The following is a 20,274-nucleotide window of genomic DNA, read 5'->3' as shown; positions in this document are numbered from 1 at the left end:
ATCCTTTCTTGATGATCTCGCCCGGACATCACATATAATGGCAGGAACCCTTTTATGGTAGCCCGCCGGACGAGACGCAGTGTTCAACGCGCGACGGTGGTTTCAAAAGCGAGCCTTGATGGACGACATCTATAACAGCAAGATCCTCGAATTTGCCGCCAACATCACCCATGCGGGCGTGTTGCCCGATGCGGATGCGAGTTCCGAAAAACATTCGAAACTGTGCGGCTCGAAGGTCCGCGTGCATTTGAAGATGGACGGCGACCGGGTTACGGACTTCGCCCATGAGGTCCGCGCCTGCGCACTCGGCCAGGCCTCGTCCTCGATCATGGCGCGGCATGTGATCGGCGCAACGACTGCCGAGATCCGCAAGGCGCGCCAGGACATGCTCGCCATGCTGAAGGAAGGCGGCGAGGGGCCGGACGGCCGGTTCGAGGAGATGCGTTACCTGAAGCCGGTCAAGGACTACAGGGCCCGCCATGCCTCGACCATGCTGACCTTCGAAGCGGTCGTCGATGCGATCGACCAGATTGAGGCGAAGGAGCGGTCCGAAGCGGCCACTGTCTGATCCGATGTGCGGTGCTCCCGACTGCCAGCATTCCGAACCTCAACCGAAAACAGGCCGCTCGCGCAACTGGTCCGGTCCTTTCACCAAAACGCCAGGCCGGCTGTTCGGCATGGGGCTCATCCGCCTCTACCAGCTGACACTGTCCGGCTTCATCGGCAATTCCTGCCGGCATATCCCGACCTGTTCGGAATATGGATACGAGGCGGTCGCTCGGCATGGACTATGGCCAGGCGGCTGGATGACCCTGTTTCGGGTGGCGCGCTGCGGGCCGGGCGGCACAAGCGGTCTCGACCCGGTGCCGGAAGCGCTGGAAGGGCGGCAGCATTGGTGGACGCCATGGAGATACTGGCGCCGTCATGTCAAACCGGCATCGCCTTGAGGAACTGATGATCACCTATGTCGCGCTGCTTCACAGCATCGTTCTCGGCGGCGGCAAGCGGGTCGTGATGGCCGACCTTCGCGCCATGGCGGAGGATCTCGGCTACCGGAACTGCCGGACCCTAGTTTCGACCGGCAACCTCGTCTTCGAAACGGGCAGGTCGTCGATCGGCGATCTCGAGCAGAAACTGGAGACCGCGTTCGAGAAGCGGTTCGGCAAACATATCGATATCATCGCAAGAACCGGCGACGGTTGGCTGAAGCTCGCGGCCAGCAATCCCTTTCCATCGGGAGAGGGTTCCGAGGTCGGCGTGCGGGTGATGCGCAAGCCGCTCGACGAGAGCGTCCTCGACCTGCTCGCACGCCATCGCGGCGAGGAGAAGATTTCGATCGTCGACGGCGACCTCTGGGTGGATTTCGGCGGCAAGGCGAGCGAGACGCGGCTGCTGTCGGCGATGACCACCAGGAAGCTCGGCATCGGCACGATCCGCAACGCCAACACGGTCGCCGGGCTTGCCGAAATGATCGGCTGAGCGGCCGCTCGCCTTTACTAAAACGCGAAAAACATTTAACAGCCACGCCGGCTGCGCCCCAACGGCGACCGCCATTTATTCCAACACCACCCGCATTCGTTGGCGGGACTGGACAGGAGAAAGACATGTCCCAATCCGTTTCCCTTACATTTCCCGATGGCTCCGTCCGCGTTTTCGACGCCGGCACGACCGGCCGTGACGTTGCCGAGAGCATTTCCAAGTCGCTCGCCAAGAAGGCCGTCGCCGTCACCATCAACGGCACGCTGCAGGACCTTGCCGATCCCGTCACCGACGGTTCGATCGCGATCGTCACCCGCACCGATCCGCAGGCGCTGGAGATGATCCGGCACGACGCAGCACACGTGATGGCGGAGGCCGTTCAGGAACTGTGGCCCGGCACGCAGGTCACCATCGGCCCGGTGATCGAAAACGGCTTCTATTACGATTTTGCCAAGAACGAGCCCTTCACCCCCGACGACCTGCCGAAGATCGAAGCGCGGATGAAGGAGATCATCCAGCGCAACAAGCCGTTCACCAAGCAGGTCTGGTCGCGCGACAAGGCAAGGGAGGTTTTTGCCGCGAAGCGCGAAAACTACAAGGTCGAGCTCATCGATGCGATCCCGGCGGACCAGGATCTCAAGATCTATTATCAGGGCGACTGGTTCGACCTTTGCCGCGGCCCGCATATGGCCTCCACAGGCCAGATCGGTACCGCTTTCAAGCTGATGAAGGTGGCCGGAGCCTATTGGCGCGGCGACTCGAACAACGCCATGCTGACCCGCATCTACGGCACGGCCTGGGCGACGCAGGAAGAACTCGACCAGTACCTGCACGTGCTGGCCGAGGCGGAAAAGCGCGACCACCGCAGGCTCGGCCGCGAAATGGATCTTTTCCATTTCCAGGAGGAAGGTCCAGGCGTCGTGTTCTGGCACGGCAAGGGCTGGCGCATGTTCCAGACGCTGACCGCCTATATGCGTCGCCGGCTTGCCGGCACCTATGAAGAGGTCAACGCGCCGCAGGTGCTCGATGCCTCGCTCTGGGAAACTTCGGGCCATTGGGGCTGGTATCAGGAGAACATGTTCGCGGTGAAGTCTGCCTATGCCTTCACACATCCGGAAGACAAGGAAGCGGACAACCGTATCTTTGCGCTGAAGCCGATGAACTGCCCGGGTCACGTGCAGATCTTCAAGCATGGTCTGAAGTCTTATCGCGAACTTCCTATTCGGCTTGCAGAATTCGGCCTCGTGCACCGCTACGAAGCATCCGGCGCGCTGCACGGGCTGATGCGCGTTCGCGGCTTCACCCAGGACGACGCGCACGTCTTCTGCACCGACGAGCAGATGGCGGCCGAATGCCTGCGGATCAACGACCTGATCCTGTCGGTCTACGAGGACTTCGGTTTCAAGGAAGTCGTGGTCAAGCTCTCGACCCGGCCGGACAAGCGCGTCGGCACCGACGCGCTCTGGGATCGTGCCGAATCGGTCATGCTGGACGTGCTGAAGACGATCGAGGCGCAGTCGGAAGGCCGCATCAAGACCGGCATCCTGCCGGGCGAGGGCGCGTTCTACGGTCCGAAGTTCGAATATACGCTCAAGGACGCGATCGGCCGCGAATGGCAGTGCGGCACGACGCAGGTGGACTTCAACCTGCCGGAACGGTTCGGCGCCTTCTATATCGACCAGAACTCGGAAAAGACCCAGCCGGTGATGATCCATCGCGCCATCTGCGGTTCGATGGAGCGTTTCCTCGGCATCCTGATCGAGAACTTTGCCGGCCACATGCCGCTCTGGTTCGCGCCGATGCAGGTAGTGGTGGCGACGATCACTTCGGATGCGGACGATTACGGCCGCGAGGTCGCGGAAGCGCTTCGCGATGCGGGCATGGTCGTCGAGACCGATTTCCGCAACGAGAAGATCAACTACAAGATCCGCGAACACTCGGTCACCAAGGTGCCGGTCATCATCGTCTGCGGCAAGAAGGAAGCCGAGGAGCGTTCGGTCAACATCCGCCGCCTCGGCTCGCAGGCCCAGACCTCGATGACGCTGGACGAGGCGATCGCCTCGCTCAGCCTCGAGGCGACGCCGCCAGACGTGCTGCGCCGTCTCGAAGCCAGGAAGGCCGCGAAGGCGGCGGCCTGACCGAAGTCATGACGGCGCCTGTGAGTGCAGGCGCCGTCAAAAGCAATAGGCAGCGATAAGATGGGATGGTTTCGTCAGACCGGCTGAGGTTCGGAGACAACTGCGGAAACCCTGCTAGTTCCGGTCGTTGGCGACAGCGCCGGCGACCTGGGGCGTATCGCGCATCAGCACTTCGACCTCGGTGTTGCGGCCGGCTTTGACGGTGAACGAGCGCTGATAGATTTTGGTCTTGTTGCGGGCGACAGCAAGATATTCGCCCTCTGACAGCACCATTGTCGAGAAAGCGCTGACGCTTTCGTTGACGATGTCGCCGGCAGCGGTCAGTACCGACCAGGCCGTATCGGCAATCGCTTCCCCGCCCGGTTGGGAAACCAGCTTCAGGGTGATCTGGGCGGCACGGTGCTGCAGCACCGCCTGGGTCAACTTGCCGGCCTCCACCTGGATATCGGCCCGCACCACAGCATTCACGTCGCCATATTCCGAGACGACATGATAGGTGCCGGCATTCAGCCGCACGACCGTGTTCGGCTTGACGTCCGACATCACCAGCGCCCGATCGCCGTTGTCGCGCACTTCGGCGGAATAGACCGAAAAGCTCAGCTCCTTGGGCGGGATGCGCTGATCGGTACCGGCAACCGCATTCAGCACGAAACCGCCGGCATCGAGCACCAGCGTCTGTTTCGGCACGGTGCCATTTTCAGGGATTTTCAGTTTCTTGGTAACGCCGGCGCGGCCGAAGGCGCAATTGACGAAATAGTCGCCGGGGGGGAGCTGGAACGAGGCGGAGCCGCCTTCGGAACTGGCCACCAGTGGCAATTTTCCGTCTTCGCCGGCGATCGGGCTGAAGACGCGCCAAGTCAGGCCTTCCTGCATGGGCTGGCCGTCGGACGTCAGCTTGGCGTCGAACTGCACGTCCCTCGATAGGGCACCGAGCGGCCCGCCCGGCAGGGCCGAGAAGGCGTTGAGCTTGGGCATTTTCGCCGTGCTGTCCAGCGCGCGAAAATTCTTGAAGGCGTCTTCCTGGGCGAATGCGCTGAAAGCTGAGCCGAGAGCCATCGCTCCGGCGAGGAACCAGCGTGCCGAGAGGGAAGTGCCTGCCATCTGTCGTACCGGTTGACTCTTGTTTTCCGAGACGTCACTTGAAGACCAATGACAAGGCAATTTCAAGACCTTCCCACCGCGCCAGATCCAAATGGAAGCTTTGACCATGCAAAATGATATTAAACTCATCGATTTCCTGCGCGACAGGCATTCCACGCCGGTAGCCCAGATGAAGGAACCGGCCCCGTCGCAGGAAGAACTTGAGGCGATTCTCACCTTCGCAACCCGCATTCCGGATCATGGCAAGCTCGCCCCCTGGCGCGTGGTCGTCTATCGTGGCGAGGTGCGCAGGACGCTCGGCGAGCAGTTTCTTGCCCTGTCGCTCAAGAAGACGCCAGACATGACCGACGTCGCCCGGCAGGCGGAACTGACGCGCTTCACCCGCGCGCCGCTGGTCGTCGCCGTCGTCAGCACCGCGGCACCGCATCCGAAAATCCCCGAATGGGAACAGGTGCTTTCGGCCGGCGCCGTCTGCTTCAACATGCTGATGGCTGCGAGCGCGCATGGTTATGTCGCCAACTGGCGTACCGAATGGGTCGCCTATGACGACGAGGCACTGGCGCTCCTCGGCATGAGGCCGGGCGAAAAGGTCGCCGGTTTCATCCATATCGGTTCGAGCGATTTCCCGACGCCGGACCGCCCGCGGCCGGAACTGTCGCAGATCGTCACCTACGCCGGCGAATAGGGTTTTCGATGTTCTACACGACCGACACCAACCAGCATGGGCTGAAGCACGATCCGTTCAAGGCGATCGTCGCGCCGCGACCAATCGGCTGGATCGGCACGAAGGGGAGGGACGGTTCGATGAACCTCTCTCCCTATTCCTTCTTCAACGCCATATCCGACAGCCCCAAATTGGTGATGTTTTCCTCCAGCGGCCGGAAGCACAGCCTGAAGAACGCCGAGGAAACCGGTGTCTTCACTGCAAGCCTCGCAAGCCGTCACCTAGCCGAACAGATGAACGCCTCCTCGGAGCCGGTGCCCTACGGCGTCAGCGAATTCGAGGTGGCGGGACTGACCGCCAAGATGGCGGAACTCATCGATGCGCCTTACGTCGCGGAGGCCTATACGGTGCTGGAATGCCGCGTCACGCAGGTGATCCAGCCGATCGGATTGGACGGCGAGCCGGCGGAAGCCTACATGGTTTTCGGCCAGGTGGTCGGCATCCATATCAGCGAGGAGATCCTGCGGGGCGGGCGGATCGACATGGGGCTCGCCCGGCCGATCGCGCGCATGGGTTATCGCGATTACGCCGACGGCGGCGCGGACGTGTTCGAAATGACCCGGCCAACGGGCGCCGAGCCTAAACGCTGAAAATCCGATTGATGATCGGAATTTGATCGAGGCTGCGGCAGAGCTTGCCGGAGAAGCCGTTCGCTCTTGCTCTTTCGCAGTCGGACAGAAGGCCGGCCGCATCCCCCGCGGGCGAGACGGCGTCGATGGCCGCTATGCCTGTGGCGGCGGCGGTGAGTGCGATGGTTCCAGCCGCAAGACGCGCGGTATCGGAAGAGTGATCGTAGCTGCCTTCCCAGCCGAGGGCCACCAGACGATTGCTGCAGCGTTCGAAGCTGGGGGCGGCGAGGATGCCGGCCGCATCGGCGAGCGCGACGATCTGCGTCTCGCCCGGCGCCAGCCCTGCACGGATCTCCGCGACGCGCAAAGCCATGTCGAGCCTCTGGACGTCGGCCCCGTTGCGGGCCCCCCGGAGCACGACCGAGGCGGCGCCATGTCTGACGGCGAGATCAATGGTCTCCTCCGTGCGTGCCGCAGGGAAACCCGGCAGGAGAAACGACAGGTCCGCGGCCGGCGCCAAGTCGGCCCATGCCCGGCAGAATTCACCAACCGCATTCCGCGAATCAAGGGCATCCCCGAGGTCGAGCACGGTCACGTCCGCACCGGCCGAATGGACCGTTTCGGCGTTCGCAGAGGGTTCAACGACAAGCCAGGACCGTATTTTCAAGGACTTCGCCATGGTTAAGGAACGTGGTGAACCAATCTTAAACTTTTTGGCACTAGCGTGACTGATCAAGCCAGCCAGATCCGAACTGGCATGTGTAGTCGAGGCCGAGTGTGATCGTACAGGCATTTCTTCGTTGGGCAGAAACGGCAAGAACGGCTGAGAGGGCGAAGGCGGCCAATGCTCTCGGCCGGGCCTATCTCCGCTCGCCCATGGGCGGCGAGCAGCATCGCGCCGCGGCCCTTGCCATGACCTACCTGCTCGACGACCCGTCACCGCACGTGCGCCTGGCGCTCGCGGAGGCTCTGGCGGACTCCCCCAATGCGCCGCGGGCCGTCATCGTGTGCCTTGCCGAAGACCAGCCGGAGATCGCCTGCACGGTCATCGCCTGTTCGCCCGTACTGACCGAAAACGACCTCGTCGATCTTGCCGGGCGCAGCGACGGCCTCACCCGGGGAATGATCGCCGCAAGGCCGAATCTTTCGCGCGGGGTTGCCGCCGCGATCGCCGAGATTGGCGACGAATGCGAAGTCACCATCCTTCTCGAAAACGAGACCGCCTCGATCACCCGGGTTTCGCTCAGGCGGATCGCCGAGCGGTTCGGGCATTGCTGCGAAATCCGCAACCTTCTGCTGGAGCGCGACGCGCTGCCCGCGGACGCCCGCCATATGCTCGTGAACCACATTACCGCAGCGCTCGCCGGCTCCGGACTGGTGCGGACCAGCATGGCGCCGGCGCGGATCGAGCACATGACCCGCGAGGCAGGAGAGGCTGCGGCCGTCGCCATCGCCGGCACCGTGTTGCAGGACGAAATCCCCGGCCTGGTCGAACATTTGCGCACCGCCGGACGGCTGACGCCCGCCTTTCTCATCCATGCGCTCTGCAGCGGCAAGGTCGATTTTTTTGCGGGCGCGATGGTTTCGCTTTCCGGGCTCGACGACCGTCGCGTAAGGGCGATCCTTGCGACCGGCCGTATGCATGCGGTGCGGGCGCTCTTCGAAGCCTCGGGCCTCGGACGGGATATCGCCGCCGTCTTCGTCGAAGCGGTTTTCCTCTGGCGCAAGGCGGCGTCGACCGGCACGCTCGACAATATCGCCGGCCTGCTGCTCGAAAAGTTCCAGCGGTCGGACATGCAGCTTTCGCCGGTCTCCGACCTCCTCGACATGATCGAGAAGCTGCATCGTCTGGAAGTCCGGCTCAGCGCGCGGTCCTACGCGAACGGAGTGTCGCTGGCGGCGTAAGCCCATTCAGCGCTGGAATTTCTTGGCGACCCAGGAATAGCCGTTCTCGACCAGCCGCACCGGACTGGTCATCAGCGTCTTCACGCCTTCGGTCGTCGGCAGCACGGTCTTGACCCGCTGTATGGCGCGGCCCGCAAGCGTTTCCTTCTCCTGCTGCGTCACCGGTTCCTGGTCGATCACGGGCGCTGGTTGCGCGGATGGCGCGGGCTGCGGCGTCTCGGGCCGCGACTGCGGGATTGGCGCTTTGGCGATCTCGGTGGTTTCCGGCTTCTGGCAGACGGCGATGAGCATCGGATAGGGCTGGTTGGCATAACCGGACAACTGCTGCTCCGACACCGCGTTGCAGAGTTCGATGCTGGGCCAACGATTTTCGGCAGTGGCAATATAGTGGCAGTCCGTTCCGGCGTCGTTGCAGCCGAGAATGGTCATGACAATCAGTGCGGAATTCATGTCGTCCCCTGGAATGTGGTGGATGATTTAGATCGGACAATCTTGACCCGACCAAGGCAGGTTTCGCACACATGCCGCATCCGCTAAGCCCTGCTCGTACCAAAGCTCCCGGAGGCAGAAATGACCGTCACGATAGCGATCGAACCGCCGCGCCAGGCGGGCGTGCTGAAGCTTCTTGAACTCTCCGACGCCTATGTGGCCTCGCTTTATCCCGCCGAGAGCAATCATATGGTGGACGTCGCGACACTCGAGGGTCCCGGCGTTTCCTTCTTCGTGGCGCGCGACGGAGACACGATTTTGGGCTGCGGCGCATTGGTCGAGGCGGGCGACGGTACCGGTGAGATCAAACGGATGTTCGTCGACGAGATGGCGCGGGGGCTGAAACTCGGCAAGCGACTGATGGATGCGATCCTGGAACGCGGCCGCGAGCTTCACCTCTCGGCGATCCGGCTGGAGACTGGCATCCATCAACCGCAGGCGATCGGGCTTTATCGCGCCTACGGCTTTTCAGAAATCGGGCCGTTTTCGAACTACCGGCCCGATCCGCTGAGCGTCTTCATGGAGAAGAGACTTTCCTGACCACCGGAAGATCGGGAGGAAGGTCCGGAGATGTCGCCGGCCCCTTGGCCAAATCGGCCGATTCGATCTCGGTCACATCGGCCATCTTCACTTCCCGGATCCATTCGCGCCAGATCGAGACGAGCAGCGCCATCAGGACCGGGCCGATGAACAGGCCGAGGAAGCCCATGGTGCTGACGCCGCCGACGAGGCCGAAGAAGGTCGGCAGGAACGGAAGCTTGATCGGGCCGCCGACCAGGCGGGGGCGAAGCGTCTTGTCGACGATGAAGAGTTCGACCGTACCCCAGACGAAAAGAGCGCCACCGGCGACATAGGCGCCGTTGGCGACCAGGTAGAACGAGATCAGCGAGAAAGACAGCGGTGCCCCCCCGGGGATCAGCGCCATCAGGCCGGTCAATACGCCGAGCGTGACGGGCGAGGGGACGCCGGCGATCCAGTAGGCTATGCCGAGGACGATGCCTTCGCCGATCGCAATCAGTGTCTGACCGGTCACGGTGGAGCTGATCGTCCTCGGGACGACACGCGAGATCCGCTCCCACCGGGTCGGCAGGATACGCTCGCCGAGAAGGTCGATCTGCTCGCTGAAGGAGCCGCCGTCGCGATAGACGAAGAACAGCGCGATCAGCATGAAGAGCAGCGTCAGCACCAGATGGAAGGCGCCGTCGCCTGCCGCCACGATGGCGCGGTAGATATTGCCGATATTAGCGCCCGAGACGATCTGGATGAGTTCGCCGACAGCGCCAGGCGAGCCTACATGCTGGACCCACTGGATGCCGAGCCATTCCCCGACCCAGGGAAGGCCGGTGATCCATGCGGGAGGCGGCGCTCCGAAACGGTTCACTTCGGCGGCCCACATGATCCACTGGCGCACTTCGCCGATCGTATAGGAGATGGCGATGCCGATCGGCACGATCAGGAAGGTCAGGATGAAGATGATGGCGAGCGAGGCACCGATGGTCGTGTTGCCGCCGATCCGGCGCAGCAGTTCCCGATAAAGGGGCCAGCTTGCAAAGCCGATGACAAGGGCGGCAAGAACCGGAACCAGGAATCCGTGGAAGAAATAGATGCCGGCAGCGGCGACAAGCACGAGAAGCCAGCGAGCAGCGGAGATCGGCGGGATGAGCGCGACCCTGCTCGGTGCGACTGGCCCAAGCCAGCGCGGCTCTTTCGGGCCCTTGCGATCGTTATTTCCGCTCACCGAATTTCCTTTTTTCATTTTCACCATCATATGGCTTATGAGGTTCACGGGTACAAGACTAATGCGTCATCCATTAAAAGGAAGCTTACTCCTTGCCCTAGACGGCAGATGCGATAGAAATATGAAATCACCTTCCGGCAGAGCCGGAAGTATGCTGCAAACCTTCTTGATGAAGTTTTCCTAACCTCAAGGATGCCGAAGCGTCTGCTGTCCCCATTGTATTGGTCGGACTGTCTTCAGGGACTTGTAATATGCCTCACAGGGATGCGGTCGACCTTAGCAATTGCGACCGAGAGCCGATCCATATCCCAGGCAGCATTCAACCGCATGGATGCCTCATCGCTTGCGACGCCGCCGGCGCGGAAATCGTACAACATTCCGCCAATGTGGCGGACATGCTTTCGATCACGGGAAACATCAACGGCCGGCGACTGGAGGAGATCGTTGGCGGGGAGGCGGCGCACACATTGCGCAATGCGCTCGCCACGTCAGACAACCCGGCGAGGCCGGCGCTTCGGCATGGCCTCAGGTTTGCCTCGGGAGCCGCTTTCGACGTCGCGATCCATCGTTTCGAATCAAAGGTGATCCTGGAGTTCGAGCCGGCATCGACCGATTCCGACCAGCCGCTCGAAGTGGCGCGCATGCTGATCAGCCGCATCCGCAACGTCGCCAGCCTCGACCGGCTGATCGAAAGCTCGGCGCGACTGATCTATGCCATGCTCGGCTACGACCGGGTGATGATCTACCGTTTCGAGGAGGACGGCGCCGGAAAAGTCGTCAGCGAATACAAGAGGCGCGACCTCGAAAGCTTCAAGGGCCAGTATTTCCCGGCAGGCGACATCCCGAAACAGGCCCGCGCGCTTTACGTCAAGAACACCGTCCGGGTGATTTCCGACGCCAGCAACCCGCGCATCGCGATCGTGCCGGAAACCGACGAGACAGGCGAGGCGCTCGATCTGTCCTTCGCGCACCTGCGCAGCGTTTCGCCCGTCCATTGCGAATATCTGCGCAACATGGGCGTCGCCGCTTCGATGTCGATCTCGGTCGTGGTGGACGACGAACTCTGGGGCCTGATCGCCTGCCACCATTATTCTCCGAAAGTGCTCTCGATGCCGCAACGGGTGGCGGCGGAAACCTTCGGTGAGTTTTTCTCGCTGCATCTGAGCGCATTGAAACAGCGGCAGCTCATGGAGACCGCGGGGCAGGCGCGACGGTCGCTCGACCGCTTCCTGCAGGCCGCCTCCCATCACGCCGACATCACCGGCCTGCTGCGCAGTTCGCTTGGAGAATTCAGCCAGATGCTGACCTGCGACGGCGTCGGCCTGTTGCTCGACGGCGTATGGACAGGCGACGGAGCCGTGCCGCCGCAGGACCTGATAGCAGAGCTTGCCGAACTGGTCGGCGGTGTCGCGGGCGGCAGGATCTGGTCCAGTTTCCAGCTCTCGGTGGATCTGCCGGAGTTGCGCATTTCTCCGGACACGATCTGCGGCGTGCTGGCCATTCCGCTTTCGCAGAGACCGCGCGACTACCTGTTCTTCTTCCGCCGGGAAATGGTGCAGACGCTCGAATGGGCGGGCAACCCTGAAAAATCCTACGCGACCGGGCCGCTCGGAGACCGACTGACGCCCCGCAAGAGTTTCGCCATCTGGAAGGAGATGGTGCATCAGCAGGCCCAGCCCTGGACCGATGCGGACCGCGAGATCGCCGATGCGATCCGCGCCGTGCTTGTCGAGGTTGTCCTCCATCACAACGAACTGCTGGCCGACGAACGCGGCAAGGCGGACGTGCGCCAGCGGATGCTGAACGAGGAGCTCAACCACCGGGTCAAGAACATTCTTGCGGTGATCAAGGCGCTGGTCGGACATTCGGTCGATGCCGAGGTCAGCCTCAAGGATTATGTCGGCTCGCTGAAGGGACGCATCCAGGCGCTTGCCTTCGCCCATGACCAGGTCGTGCGCGGCGGCGACGGCGGCGTGCTGTCGGATCTTCTGGAAGCGGAGCTGAAGCCCTATAGGGAGGGAACCCGCAGCGTCACGCTCAAGGGCCCGCGCATATGGCTCGACAGCCGCGCCTTTTCGGTGATGGCGCTGGTATTGCACGAGATGTCGACCAATGCGGCCAAATACGGTTCGCTCTCCGTCAACGGCGGACGGCTGGACGTCGAGTGGCGACGGCTGCCAAACTACGATTGCGAACTCGTCTGGACCGAAAATGGCGGGCCGCCGGTAAAACTGCCGTCACGAGCCGGTTTCGGCAGCGTCCTTATCACCCGCAGCGTGCCTTATGAGCTGGAGGGAGAGGCGAAGATCGAGTATCCGCCCGAAGGGGTGACGGCGCGCTTCCTGGTGCCGTCGAAACACATCCACGGCGATGAGGAGCTGGCGGAGGTCGAAGCCGAGGAGAGCGACAGCGCCGTTGGCCACGACATGGCTATGCCGCGGCTGCAGGACCTCGAATTCCTGTTGGTGGAGGACCAGATGCTGATCGCCGCGGACGTGGAAGTAATGCTTGCCGAGCATGGCATCGACAAGGTGACGACGACGCCCTCTGTCGCCGACGCGTTCCGCAAGCTCAAGGAGTTCAGGTTCGACGTCGCAATCCTCGACGTCAATCTCGGCTCCGGTACATCGCTGCCGATCGCCGAGGAGCTGATCCGCCGTGACATTCCGTTCGTTTTCGCGACCGGCTACAGCGACAAGTCGATCATCCCGGCAAGCTTTTCGGCGCCTGTCGTCCTCAAGCCTTATGAGGCGACCGCATTGATCGGCGCCGTTACCAAGGTGCTCGGCGAACGAAACCCACTTTCATGAATCAAACCGGAAGTATCCGAGCCGGAAGTCCGGCTCAGATATCGAGGTTTTCGGCAAACGCCGCGCGTTCCTGGATGAAGCGGAAGCGGGCATCCGCCTTGGTGCCCATCAAATTGTCGACGGCTTCCCGCGTGCCTTCGAAATCCACGTCGTCGATCGAGATGCGCAGCAGTGTGCGATGGGCGGGATCCATCGTGGTTTCCTTGAGCTGTGCCGCCATCATTTCGCCGAGGCCTTTGAAGCGGCCGATCTCGACCTTCTTACCCTTAAACACCGTTTCCATCAGCTCCGCCCGGTGGGCGTCGTCGCGGGCGTACACGGTCTTGCCGCCCTGGCGCAGGACGTAGAGCGGCGGCACGGCCAGATAGAGATGGTTGCCGCGGATGAGTTCCGGCATTTCCTGATAGAAGAAGGTGATCAGCAGCGAGGCAATATGGGCGCCGTCGACGTCCGCATCGGTCATGATGATGATGCGCTCGTAACGGAGGTCTTCCTCGCGGTATTTCGTCCGGGTGCCGCAGCCGAGCGCCTGGATGAGATCGGCGATCTGCTGGTTGGCGGACAGCTTTTCGCGGCTGGCGCTGCCGACGTTGAGGATTTTTCCACGCAAGGGCAGGATGGCCTGGTTGGCGCGGTTGCGGCCCTGCTTGGCGGAGCCACCTGCCGAGTCACCTTCGACGATGAAGAGTTCCGCACCCTCCGCGGTGTTCTGCGAGCAGTCGGCGAGCTTGCCGGGCAGGCGCAGCTTGCGCACCGCCGTCTTGCGGTTGACTTCCTTTTCCTTGCGGCGGCGCATGCGCTCTTCGGAGCGTTCGATCACCCATTCGAGAAGCTTTGCAGCCTCGGCGGGATTGCCCGCGAGGTAATGGTCAAAGGGATCGCGCAGGATGTTTTCGACGATGCGCTGGGCTTCGACGGTCGCGAGCTTGTCCTTGGTCTGGCCGACGAATTCCGGCTCGCGGATGAAGACCGACAGCATGCCGACCGCCGAGATCATCACGTCATCGGTGGTGATGTCCTTCGCACGCTTGTTCTGGGTCAGGTCCGCATAGTTCTTGAGGCCCTTGGTGAGCGCGATGCGCAGGCCCGCCTCATGGGTGCCGCCTTCAGGCGTCGGGATGGTGTTGCAATAGGAATGCAGTTCCGGATCGCCGCCATACCATGTGATCGCCCATTCCATCGCGCCGTGGCCGCCGGTCTTTTCGGTGCGGCCGGCGAAGATTTCGCGGGTGACCGTGAAATCCTTGCCGAGCGTGGCGGAGAGATAATCCTTCAAGCCGCCCGGGAAGTGGAAGACCGCCTTTTCCGGGATGTCGCCGCCGGGGGCCACCATGCCCGGATCGCAGCTCCAGCGGATTTCGACGCCGCCGAACAGATAGGCCTTGGAGCGCGCCATGCGGAAGATGCGGCCGGCATCGAATTTCGCGTGGTCGCCGAAAATCTGCGGGTCGGGATGGAAGCGCACCCTGGTGCCACGGCGATTGTGGACGTCGCCCAGTTCCTCCAGGCCGCCTTGCGGCACGCCGCGCGAAAAGCGCTGGCGGTAGAGTTTGCGATTGCGGGCGACTTCCACCTCGAGAAGATCGGACAGCGCGTTGACGACGGAAACCCCGACGCCGTGGAGACCGCCTGAGGTCTCGTAGGCCTTGCCGTCGAACTTACCGCCCGCATGCAGCTTGGTCATGATGACTTCGAGCGTCGACTTGCCGGGCACCTGGGGGTGATTCTCGACGGGGATGCCGCGGCCGTTGTCGGTGACGGTCAGGAAACCCTCGGCATCGAGATGGACGTCGATGAAGTCCGCATGGCCGGCAACCGCTTCGTCCATCGAATTGTCGATGACTTCGGCGAAGAGGTGGTGCATCGCCTTTTCGTCGGTGCCGCCGATATACATGCCGGGGCGCATGCGGACCGGCTCCAGGCCCTCGAGCACGCGGATCGAGGAGGCGCCGTAGTCGTCGCCGGACAATGTCGTCGGTGCTGGGCGCGGTGTCGAAGGTTCCGCCTTGAGGGCGGGCGCGGGTTCAACGGCGACCGCCTTGGCTGTCACCGGCAAATCGGCAAAAAGGTCGTTATTGTCATCCATTGGCTGCGTCGGTACTACCTGTCGGGGTGCGGAAGAGGAAGCCATACCCATCTCGTGCTGTTTCGAATCACTCGCGATTCTGCCAGAAACCCGGCTTTTTCGCGATGCCGCATGGAAACGGTCGTTTTTCACCAATGCTGCGCCGACCGGGCCATGGCAAGCTTGCGAGGCTGAAGGAACCGGATGAAACAAAGCATGTCCACAGTTCATTTCGTTTTCGGCACGGTTATTGCTCTTCTGTCAACTCTTGTCACTGTGCGGGCAGAAGCGCAGGAAGGGCCGATAAAGCCTTTCAAGGATGAGCTTTTTTCCCAGATGACGGTGCAGAAGTCCCTGGACGGCGGCGCCTACGAGGTGATCGACTACCAGGAAATGCGCGATATCAACGGCCGCGATCGCGAGCCGGAACGGCGCGTCAAGGACGAGTACGTTTCCCTGGGCGTCAGGCGCTATCAGCAGAACGAGACGCTGGACCTTTCCGGGCGGCGGCTCGATGTCACCAGGGTGGGACAGGCGGACGGCGCCGCCTTCACGGTGATCTTCATCCACGGTCGCGGCGGCGACCGCCGGCTCGGCGTCAACGACTATACGTTCGGCGGCAATTTCAACCGGCTGAAAAACCTCACTGTCGGCAATGGCGGCACCTATTATTCGCCGAGCGTCACCTCGTTCGACGACAAGGGGGTAGCCGATATCGCGGCGCTGATCCGCTATGCGTTCGACCGGTCTTCCGGGCGGCCGGTCATCCTCGCCTGCGCTTCGATGGGCGGGTTCATATGCCAGGGCATCAGCCGCGACGAACAGGCCGTCCGGCATCTGAAGGGCATGGCGCAACTCGGCGGGCCGCCCGACCCGGATCTGGCGAAATCGCCCCTGGCAAAGCACCGGTTGCCAATCTATTTCGCGCATGGCGGCAGCGACAGCGTCTACAAGTCGCAGGATCAGGAAGCGGTCTATCGCAAGCTGAAGGCAGCGCGCTACCCAACCCGGTTCACGCTGTTTGCGACGGGCAGCCACGGCACGCCGATCCGGATGGTCGATTGGAGGAAGGTCCTGAATTTTCTGCTGACCAGCCCCTGAAAGGCCGTTCGTTAACCAAGGTCCTGAACCAAAACCTGTCTTTTGCATACCAATTCGCGCAGGATATGTCTAAAACCAGTTTCCCGAATAGACGGAGGCCTCGGTTTTGCTCGTCGGAACCGAACGGAGAGGAAATATTTGCCGATGACGCCTGATGTGCGCCCGCTCGTTGCCGGAAACTGGAAGATGAACGGCACCCGCGAGTCCCTGACCGAAATCAAGACGATTGCCGATGGCGTGATGGGATCGTTGTCGGAAAAGGTCGATACGCTGATCTGCCCGCCGGCGACGCTGCTCTATGTCGCAACCGCCCTGGCGACCGACAGCCCGCTGGAGATCGGCGGCCAGGATTGCCACCAGAACCTCAGCGGCGCCCATACCGGCGATATTTCCGCGGAGATGATCGCCGACTGTTTCGGCACCTATGTGATCGTCGGACATTCCGAACGCCGCGCCGACCATGCCGAAACCGATCATCTTGTCCGCGCCAAGGCGGAAGCAGCCTATGCGGCCGGCCTGACCGCGATCGTCTGCATCGGCGAAACCGGTGACGAACGCGACGCCTACCAGACCCTCGACATCCTGAAACGCCAGATTTTCAGCTCGCTGCCCCTGTCGGCAAACGCCGCCAACACCGTCGTCGCTTATGAACCGATCTGGGCGATCGGCACCGGATTGACACCGACCGTCAAGGATATCGAAATCGCCCATGCATTCATGCGGGCAGAACTCGCCCAGCGGTTCGGCGACGAGGGCAGGGTGATGCGCATCCTCTATGGCGGTTCGGTCAAGCCGGGCAATGCCAGGGAGCTGATGGGTGTCGAGAATGTCGATGGCGCACTGATCGGCGGCGCGAGCTTGAAAGCCGAGGACTTTCTCGCCATCTATCGGGTCTATGAGGGACTGACGGCCTAAAGCTTTTTGATAAGGGCTTGGAATGCACGCGAGCCTCATGTAAAGAGCCGCCAATCTTCTTCTATTGCCTCGTCGAGGGGCAGGGATTTTTAATTCATGCAGACCGTTCTGATCGTTATTCATCTCATGATCGTGCTGGCGCTCGTCGGCGTGGTGCTGATCCAGCGCTCCGAAGGCGGCGGGCTCGGCATCGGCGGCGGCTCCGGCTTCATGTCGGCGCGCGGCACCGCCAATGCGCTGACCCGCACCACCGCCATCCTCGCGACGCTGTTCTTCATCACCTCGCTGGCACTTGGCATCCTCGCCCGGTACGAATCCCGTCCGAGCGACATCCTGAACCGCATCCCGCAGAGCCAGCAGGGCACCGGCGGCGGCATTCTCGATCAGCTCGGCCCGGCACCTGCGCCCGCTCCGGCAGGCAACGGCGTTCCCTCTGGTTCCGGCGCATCCGCTCCGGCCCAGGCAACGCCTGCGACCGGTGCAACCCCGGCTCCTGCAGCCCCCGCGACCGGTTCGGCGCCTGCCGCTCCGGCTGCACCGACGGGTGTTCCGACCGGTCAATAAGGCGCGGTCGATGTTTCAAGCTCCGGCAGGCCAAAAGCCTGCCGGTTTTATTTTGTGAAGATTCCACAGCCGTTTTTATAAAGCAGACGATTTGGGCTGGCGGAATCACCAATGAAAAGGTATCCGGTGAATCCCATGGCGCGATATGTATTCATAACTGGCGGCGTGGTTTCTTCCCTCGGAAAAGGAATTGCGGCCGCGGCACTCGGAGCTTTGTTACAAGCACGAGGTTACCGGGTTCGGCTGAGGAAGCTCGATCCTTATCTCAACGTCGACCCGGGCACGATGAGCCCGACGCAGCACGGCGAGGTTTTTGTCACCGACGACGGGGCGGAAACCGACCTCGATCTCGGTCACTACGAACGCTTCACGGGGCGTTCGGCGACCAAGACCGACAACATCACCACGGGTCGCATCTACAAGAACATCATCGACAAGGAACGCCGCGGCGACTATCTCGGCGCGACCGTCCAGGTGATCCCGCACGTCACCAACGAGATCAAGGATTTCGTCACCGAGGGCAATGACGACTACGATTTCGTCATCTGCGAGATCGGCGGTACTGTGGGCGACATCGAGGCGATGCCGTTCATGGAAGCGATCCGCCAGCTCGGCAACGACCTGCCGCGCGGCACCGCGATTTACGTCCACCTGACGCTGATGCCGTTCATTCCGGCGGCCGGCGAACTCAAGACCAAGCCGACCCAGCATTCCGTCAAGGAACTGCAGGCAATGGGGATCGCACCGGATATTCTGCTGGTGCGCGCCGACCGCGAAATTCCCGAGGCCGAACGCCGCAAGCTTTCGCTGTTCTGCAACGTGCGGGCTTCCGCCGTTATCCAGGCGCTCGACGTCGCCAATATCTACGACGTGCCGATGGCCTATCACAAGGAAGGCCTCGACAACGAGGTCCTGGCCGCCTTCGGCATCGAGCCGGCTCCGAAGCCGCGTCTGGAAGCCTGGGAAGAGGTCTGCAACCGCATCCGCACGCCGGAAGGCGAAGTGACGATCGCAATCGTCGGCAAATATACGGGCCTCAAGGACGCCTACAAGTCACTGATCGAGGCACTGCACCACGGCGGTATCGCCAACCACGTCAAGGTCAATCTCGAGTGGATCGAATCGGAGATCTTCGAGAAGGAGGATCCGGCGCCGTGGCTCGAGAAGGTTCACGGTATCCTGGTACCTGGCGGTTTCGGCGAGCGCGGCTCGCAGGGCAAGATCAATGCGGCCCGTTTCGCGCGCGAACGCAAGGTGCCGTATTTCGGCATCTGCTTCGGCATGCAGATGGCCGTCATCGAGGCTGCCCGCAATCTCGCCGGCATCGAGAAGGCGTCTTCCACCGAATTCGGCCCCTCCAAGGAGCCGGTGGTCGGCCTGATGACCGAATGGGTGAAGGGCAACGAGCTCGAAATCCGCTCGGCGGCCGGCGACCTCGGCGGCACGATGCGGCTTGGCGCCTACAAGGCGGCGCTCAAGAAGGACACCAAGATCGCCGAGATCTACGGTTCGACCGATATTTCCGAGCGTCACCGTCACCGTTACGAGGTGAATATCGACTACAAGGACCGGCTGGAAAACTGCGGCCTGGTCTTCTCGGGCATGTCGCCGGACGGCGTATTGCCGGAGACGATCGAATATCCCGACCATCCGTGGTTCATCGGCGTCCAGTACCATCCGGAGCTGAAGAGCCGGCCGCTCGATCCGCATCCGCTGTTTGCGAGCTTCGTCGAAGCGGCGCTGGAACAAAGCCGCCTCGTTTGAAGAAATCCGAAAAGGCAGGATCCCGCATCCTGCCTTTTTGCCATCAGCCGCAGACATCCTCCTTTTCGCTCTGGCGGCAGTGCTGCGACATCCCCTATGCTCACCGGAAATGCTCTTTTCATTTCAGCGGTGCGGTATGGCCATTTTCGACAGATTTTCTCTCAATGGACGCGTAGCGCTCGTCACCGGCAGCGGCCGGGGGCTTGGCCTGCAGATGGCAAAGGCTCTGGCAGAGGCCGGCGCGCATGTCGTGCTCAGCGGCCGCTCCGGCGGCATGCTGGAACAGGCCGTGACTTCCATCGCCGGCGCGGGCGGCAAGGCGAGCGCGGCCGCCTTCGACGTCGCGGATCTTGATGCCGGGCGCGAGGCGATCGCGAAACTCCACGCAGACCATGGCCGGCTGGATATCCTGATCAACAATGTCGGTGCCCGCGACCGGCGTCCGTTTGCCGCGTTCAGCGATGCCGAAATCCTGAACCTGATCCAGACCGACCTGCTCTCGGCAATCGCGCTGTCCCGCAATGCCGCTGAGATCATGAAGGCTCAGGGCCATGGCCGTCTTATCTCGGTCACGTCGATCATCGGCAATATGGCCCGTTCGGGCGATGCCATCTATCCCGTCGCCAAACAGGGCCTGACGGGCCTGGTGCGAAGCCTTGCGTCCGAATACGGCCCGTTCGGCGTCACCAGCAATGCGATTGCGCCTGGCATGTTCGCCACCGAGACCAATGCGGGGATTTCCGCGGACCCCGACATGATCGCATTCATGCGCCAGCGCGTGCCGCTGCAGCGGTGGGGCCGGCCCGAGGAGATCGCCGGCGCCGCGCTGTTCCTGGCAAGCGACGCCGGCTCTTTCGTCAACGGCCATGTGCTGACCGTCGACGGCGGCATGTCCATCCAGATGTGATCGCC

At 62.4% G+C, this 20,274-nt stretch carries 19 protein-coding genes; 14 read left to right on the top strand and 5 right to left on the bottom strand.

What is annotated here, in order from left to right:
- The first annotated feature begins 118 nt into the window (after window positions 1-118).
- The 4 genes from ACZ9EJ_RS07460 (at window position 119) to thrS (ending at window position 3,617) form a co-directional block, all read left to right on the top strand.
- Window positions 119-568 carry an iron-sulfur cluster assembly scaffold protein gene (locus tag ACZ9EJ_RS07460; RefSeq protein ID WP_046626256.1) on the top strand — a complete coding sequence of 150 codons (450 nt, stop codon included), beginning with the start codon at window positions 119-121 and terminating at the stop codon, window positions 566-568.
- Between the two features lie 4 nt (window positions 569-572).
- A complete protein-coding gene (gene yidD / locus ACZ9EJ_RS07455) occupies window positions 573-947 on the top strand; it encodes a membrane protein insertion efficiency factor YidD (protein WP_046640235.1) in 375 nt (124 codons plus the stop codon).
- A gap of 7 nt (window positions 948-954) precedes the next feature.
- Complete coding sequence (locus ACZ9EJ_RS07450) at window positions 955-1,479, top strand: DUF1697 domain-containing protein (RefSeq protein WP_046640234.1); 525 nt, start codon at window positions 955-957, stop codon at window positions 1,477-1,479.
- A gap of 125 nt (window positions 1,480-1,604) precedes the next feature.
- Window positions 1,605-3,617: a threonine--tRNA ligase gene (gene thrS / locus ACZ9EJ_RS07445; RefSeq protein WP_046640233.1), complete on the top strand. Its 2,013-nt coding sequence runs from the start codon at window positions 1,605-1,607 to the stop codon at window positions 3,615-3,617.
- Between the two features lie 114 nt (window positions 3,618-3,731).
- On the opposite strand, the gene ACZ9EJ_RS07440 is transcribed toward thrS, so the two are convergent.
- Window positions 3,732-4,718 carry a hypothetical protein gene (locus tag ACZ9EJ_RS07440; RefSeq protein ID WP_251089629.1) on the bottom strand — a complete coding sequence of 329 codons (987 nt, stop codon included), beginning with the start codon at window positions 4,716-4,718 and terminating at the stop codon, window positions 3,732-3,734.
- Window positions 4,719-4,824: 106 nt separating this feature from the next.
- On the opposite strand from ACZ9EJ_RS07440, the gene ACZ9EJ_RS07435 reads away from it, so the two are divergent.
- The gene (locus ACZ9EJ_RS07435; protein ID WP_046640360.1) at window positions 4,825-5,403 is read left to right on the top strand and encodes a nitroreductase family protein; all 579 of its coding nucleotides are present in this window, start codon (window positions 4,825-4,827) and stop codon (window positions 5,401-5,403) included.
- 8 nt (window positions 5,404-5,411) lie between these two features.
- Window positions 5,412-6,032, top strand: coding sequence for a flavin reductase family protein (locus ACZ9EJ_RS07430; RefSeq protein WP_046640232.1), 621 nt, complete (start codon window positions 5,412-5,414; stop codon window positions 6,030-6,032).
- Here the strand turns inward: ACZ9EJ_RS07430 and ACZ9EJ_RS07425 are convergent.
- Window positions 6,022-6,678: an aldolase/citrate lyase family protein gene (locus ACZ9EJ_RS07425; RefSeq protein ID WP_255737172.1), complete on the bottom strand. Its 657-nt coding sequence runs from the start codon at window positions 6,676-6,678 to the stop codon at window positions 6,022-6,024. The two genes, ACZ9EJ_RS07430 and ACZ9EJ_RS07425, sit on opposite strands and share 11 nt — an antisense overlap.
- A gap of 110 nt (window positions 6,679-6,788) precedes the next feature.
- Here ACZ9EJ_RS07425 and ACZ9EJ_RS07420 point away from each other — a divergent pair, with 110 nt between their 5' ends.
- Complete coding sequence (locus ACZ9EJ_RS07420) at window positions 6,789-7,916, top strand: DUF2336 domain-containing protein (RefSeq protein ID WP_046640230.1); 1,128 nt, start codon at window positions 6,789-6,791, stop codon at window positions 7,914-7,916.
- A gap of 6 nt (window positions 7,917-7,922) precedes the next feature.
- On the opposite strand, the gene ACZ9EJ_RS07415 is transcribed toward ACZ9EJ_RS07420, so the two are convergent.
- Window positions 7,923-8,366: a hypothetical protein gene (locus ACZ9EJ_RS07415; RefSeq protein ID WP_046640229.1), complete on the bottom strand. Its 444-nt coding sequence runs from the start codon at window positions 8,364-8,366 to the stop codon at window positions 7,923-7,925.
- A gap of 120 nt (window positions 8,367-8,486) precedes the next feature.
- Between ACZ9EJ_RS07415 and ACZ9EJ_RS07410 the strand changes: the two genes are divergently transcribed.
- A complete protein-coding gene (locus ACZ9EJ_RS07410; protein ID WP_046640228.1) occupies window positions 8,487-8,945 on the top strand; it encodes a GNAT family N-acetyltransferase in 459 nt (152 codons plus the stop codon).
- Here the strand turns inward: ACZ9EJ_RS07410 and ACZ9EJ_RS07405 are convergent.
- Window positions 8,923-10,161, bottom strand: a complete 1,239-nt coding sequence (locus ACZ9EJ_RS07405) for an AI-2E family transporter (protein WP_080953979.1) — start codon at window positions 10,159-10,161, stop codon at window positions 8,923-8,925. The two genes, ACZ9EJ_RS07410 and ACZ9EJ_RS07405, sit on opposite strands and share 23 nt — an antisense overlap.
- 233 nt (window positions 10,162-10,394) lie before the next feature.
- On the opposite strand from ACZ9EJ_RS07405, the gene ACZ9EJ_RS07400 reads away from it, so the two are divergent.
- Window positions 10,395-12,953, top strand: a complete 2,559-nt coding sequence (locus ACZ9EJ_RS07400; protein WP_046640227.1) for an HWE histidine kinase domain-containing protein — start codon at window positions 10,395-10,397, stop codon at window positions 12,951-12,953.
- Window positions 12,954-12,987: 34 nt separating this feature from the next.
- On the opposite strand, the gene parE is transcribed toward ACZ9EJ_RS07400, so the two are convergent.
- Window positions 12,988-15,039, bottom strand: a complete 2,052-nt coding sequence (gene parE, locus ACZ9EJ_RS07395; protein ID WP_046640226.1) for a DNA topoisomerase IV subunit B — start codon at window positions 15,037-15,039, stop codon at window positions 12,988-12,990.
- A 195-nt stretch (window positions 15,040-15,234) separates the two neighbouring features.
- Here parE and ACZ9EJ_RS07390 point away from each other — a divergent pair, with 195 nt between their 5' ends.
- The 5 genes from ACZ9EJ_RS07390 (at window position 15,235) to ACZ9EJ_RS07370 (ending at window position 20,269) form a co-directional block, all read left to right on the top strand.
- Window positions 15,235-16,119, top strand: coding sequence for an alpha/beta hydrolase family protein (locus ACZ9EJ_RS07390; RefSeq protein ID WP_046640225.1), 885 nt, complete (start codon window positions 15,235-15,237; stop codon window positions 16,117-16,119).
- A 144-nt stretch (window positions 16,120-16,263) separates the two neighbouring features.
- Window positions 16,264-17,034, top strand: a complete 771-nt coding sequence (gene tpiA / locus ACZ9EJ_RS07385) for a triose-phosphate isomerase (protein ID WP_046640224.1) — start codon at window positions 16,264-16,266, stop codon at window positions 17,032-17,034.
- A gap of 96 nt (window positions 17,035-17,130) precedes the next feature.
- Window positions 17,131-17,598, top strand: coding sequence for a preprotein translocase subunit SecG (gene secG, locus ACZ9EJ_RS07380; RefSeq protein ID WP_046640223.1), 468 nt, complete (start codon window positions 17,131-17,133; stop codon window positions 17,596-17,598).
- A gap of 135 nt (window positions 17,599-17,733) precedes the next feature.
- A complete protein-coding gene (locus ACZ9EJ_RS07375; RefSeq protein WP_037088535.1) occupies window positions 17,734-19,362 on the top strand; it encodes a CTP synthase in 1,629 nt (542 codons plus the stop codon).
- A gap of 136 nt (window positions 19,363-19,498) precedes the next feature.
- A complete protein-coding gene (locus tag ACZ9EJ_RS07370) occupies window positions 19,499-20,269 on the top strand; it encodes an SDR family oxidoreductase (RefSeq protein ID WP_046640222.1) in 771 nt (256 codons plus the stop codon).
- The last annotated feature ends 5 nt before the right edge of the window (window positions 20,270-20,274 follow it).

The organism is Neorhizobium sp. USDA 3394 (genome assembly GCF_056280385.1).
Note: the sequence above shows the minus strand (reverse complement) of the source record. Positions and strands in the feature narration are given on the sequence as shown.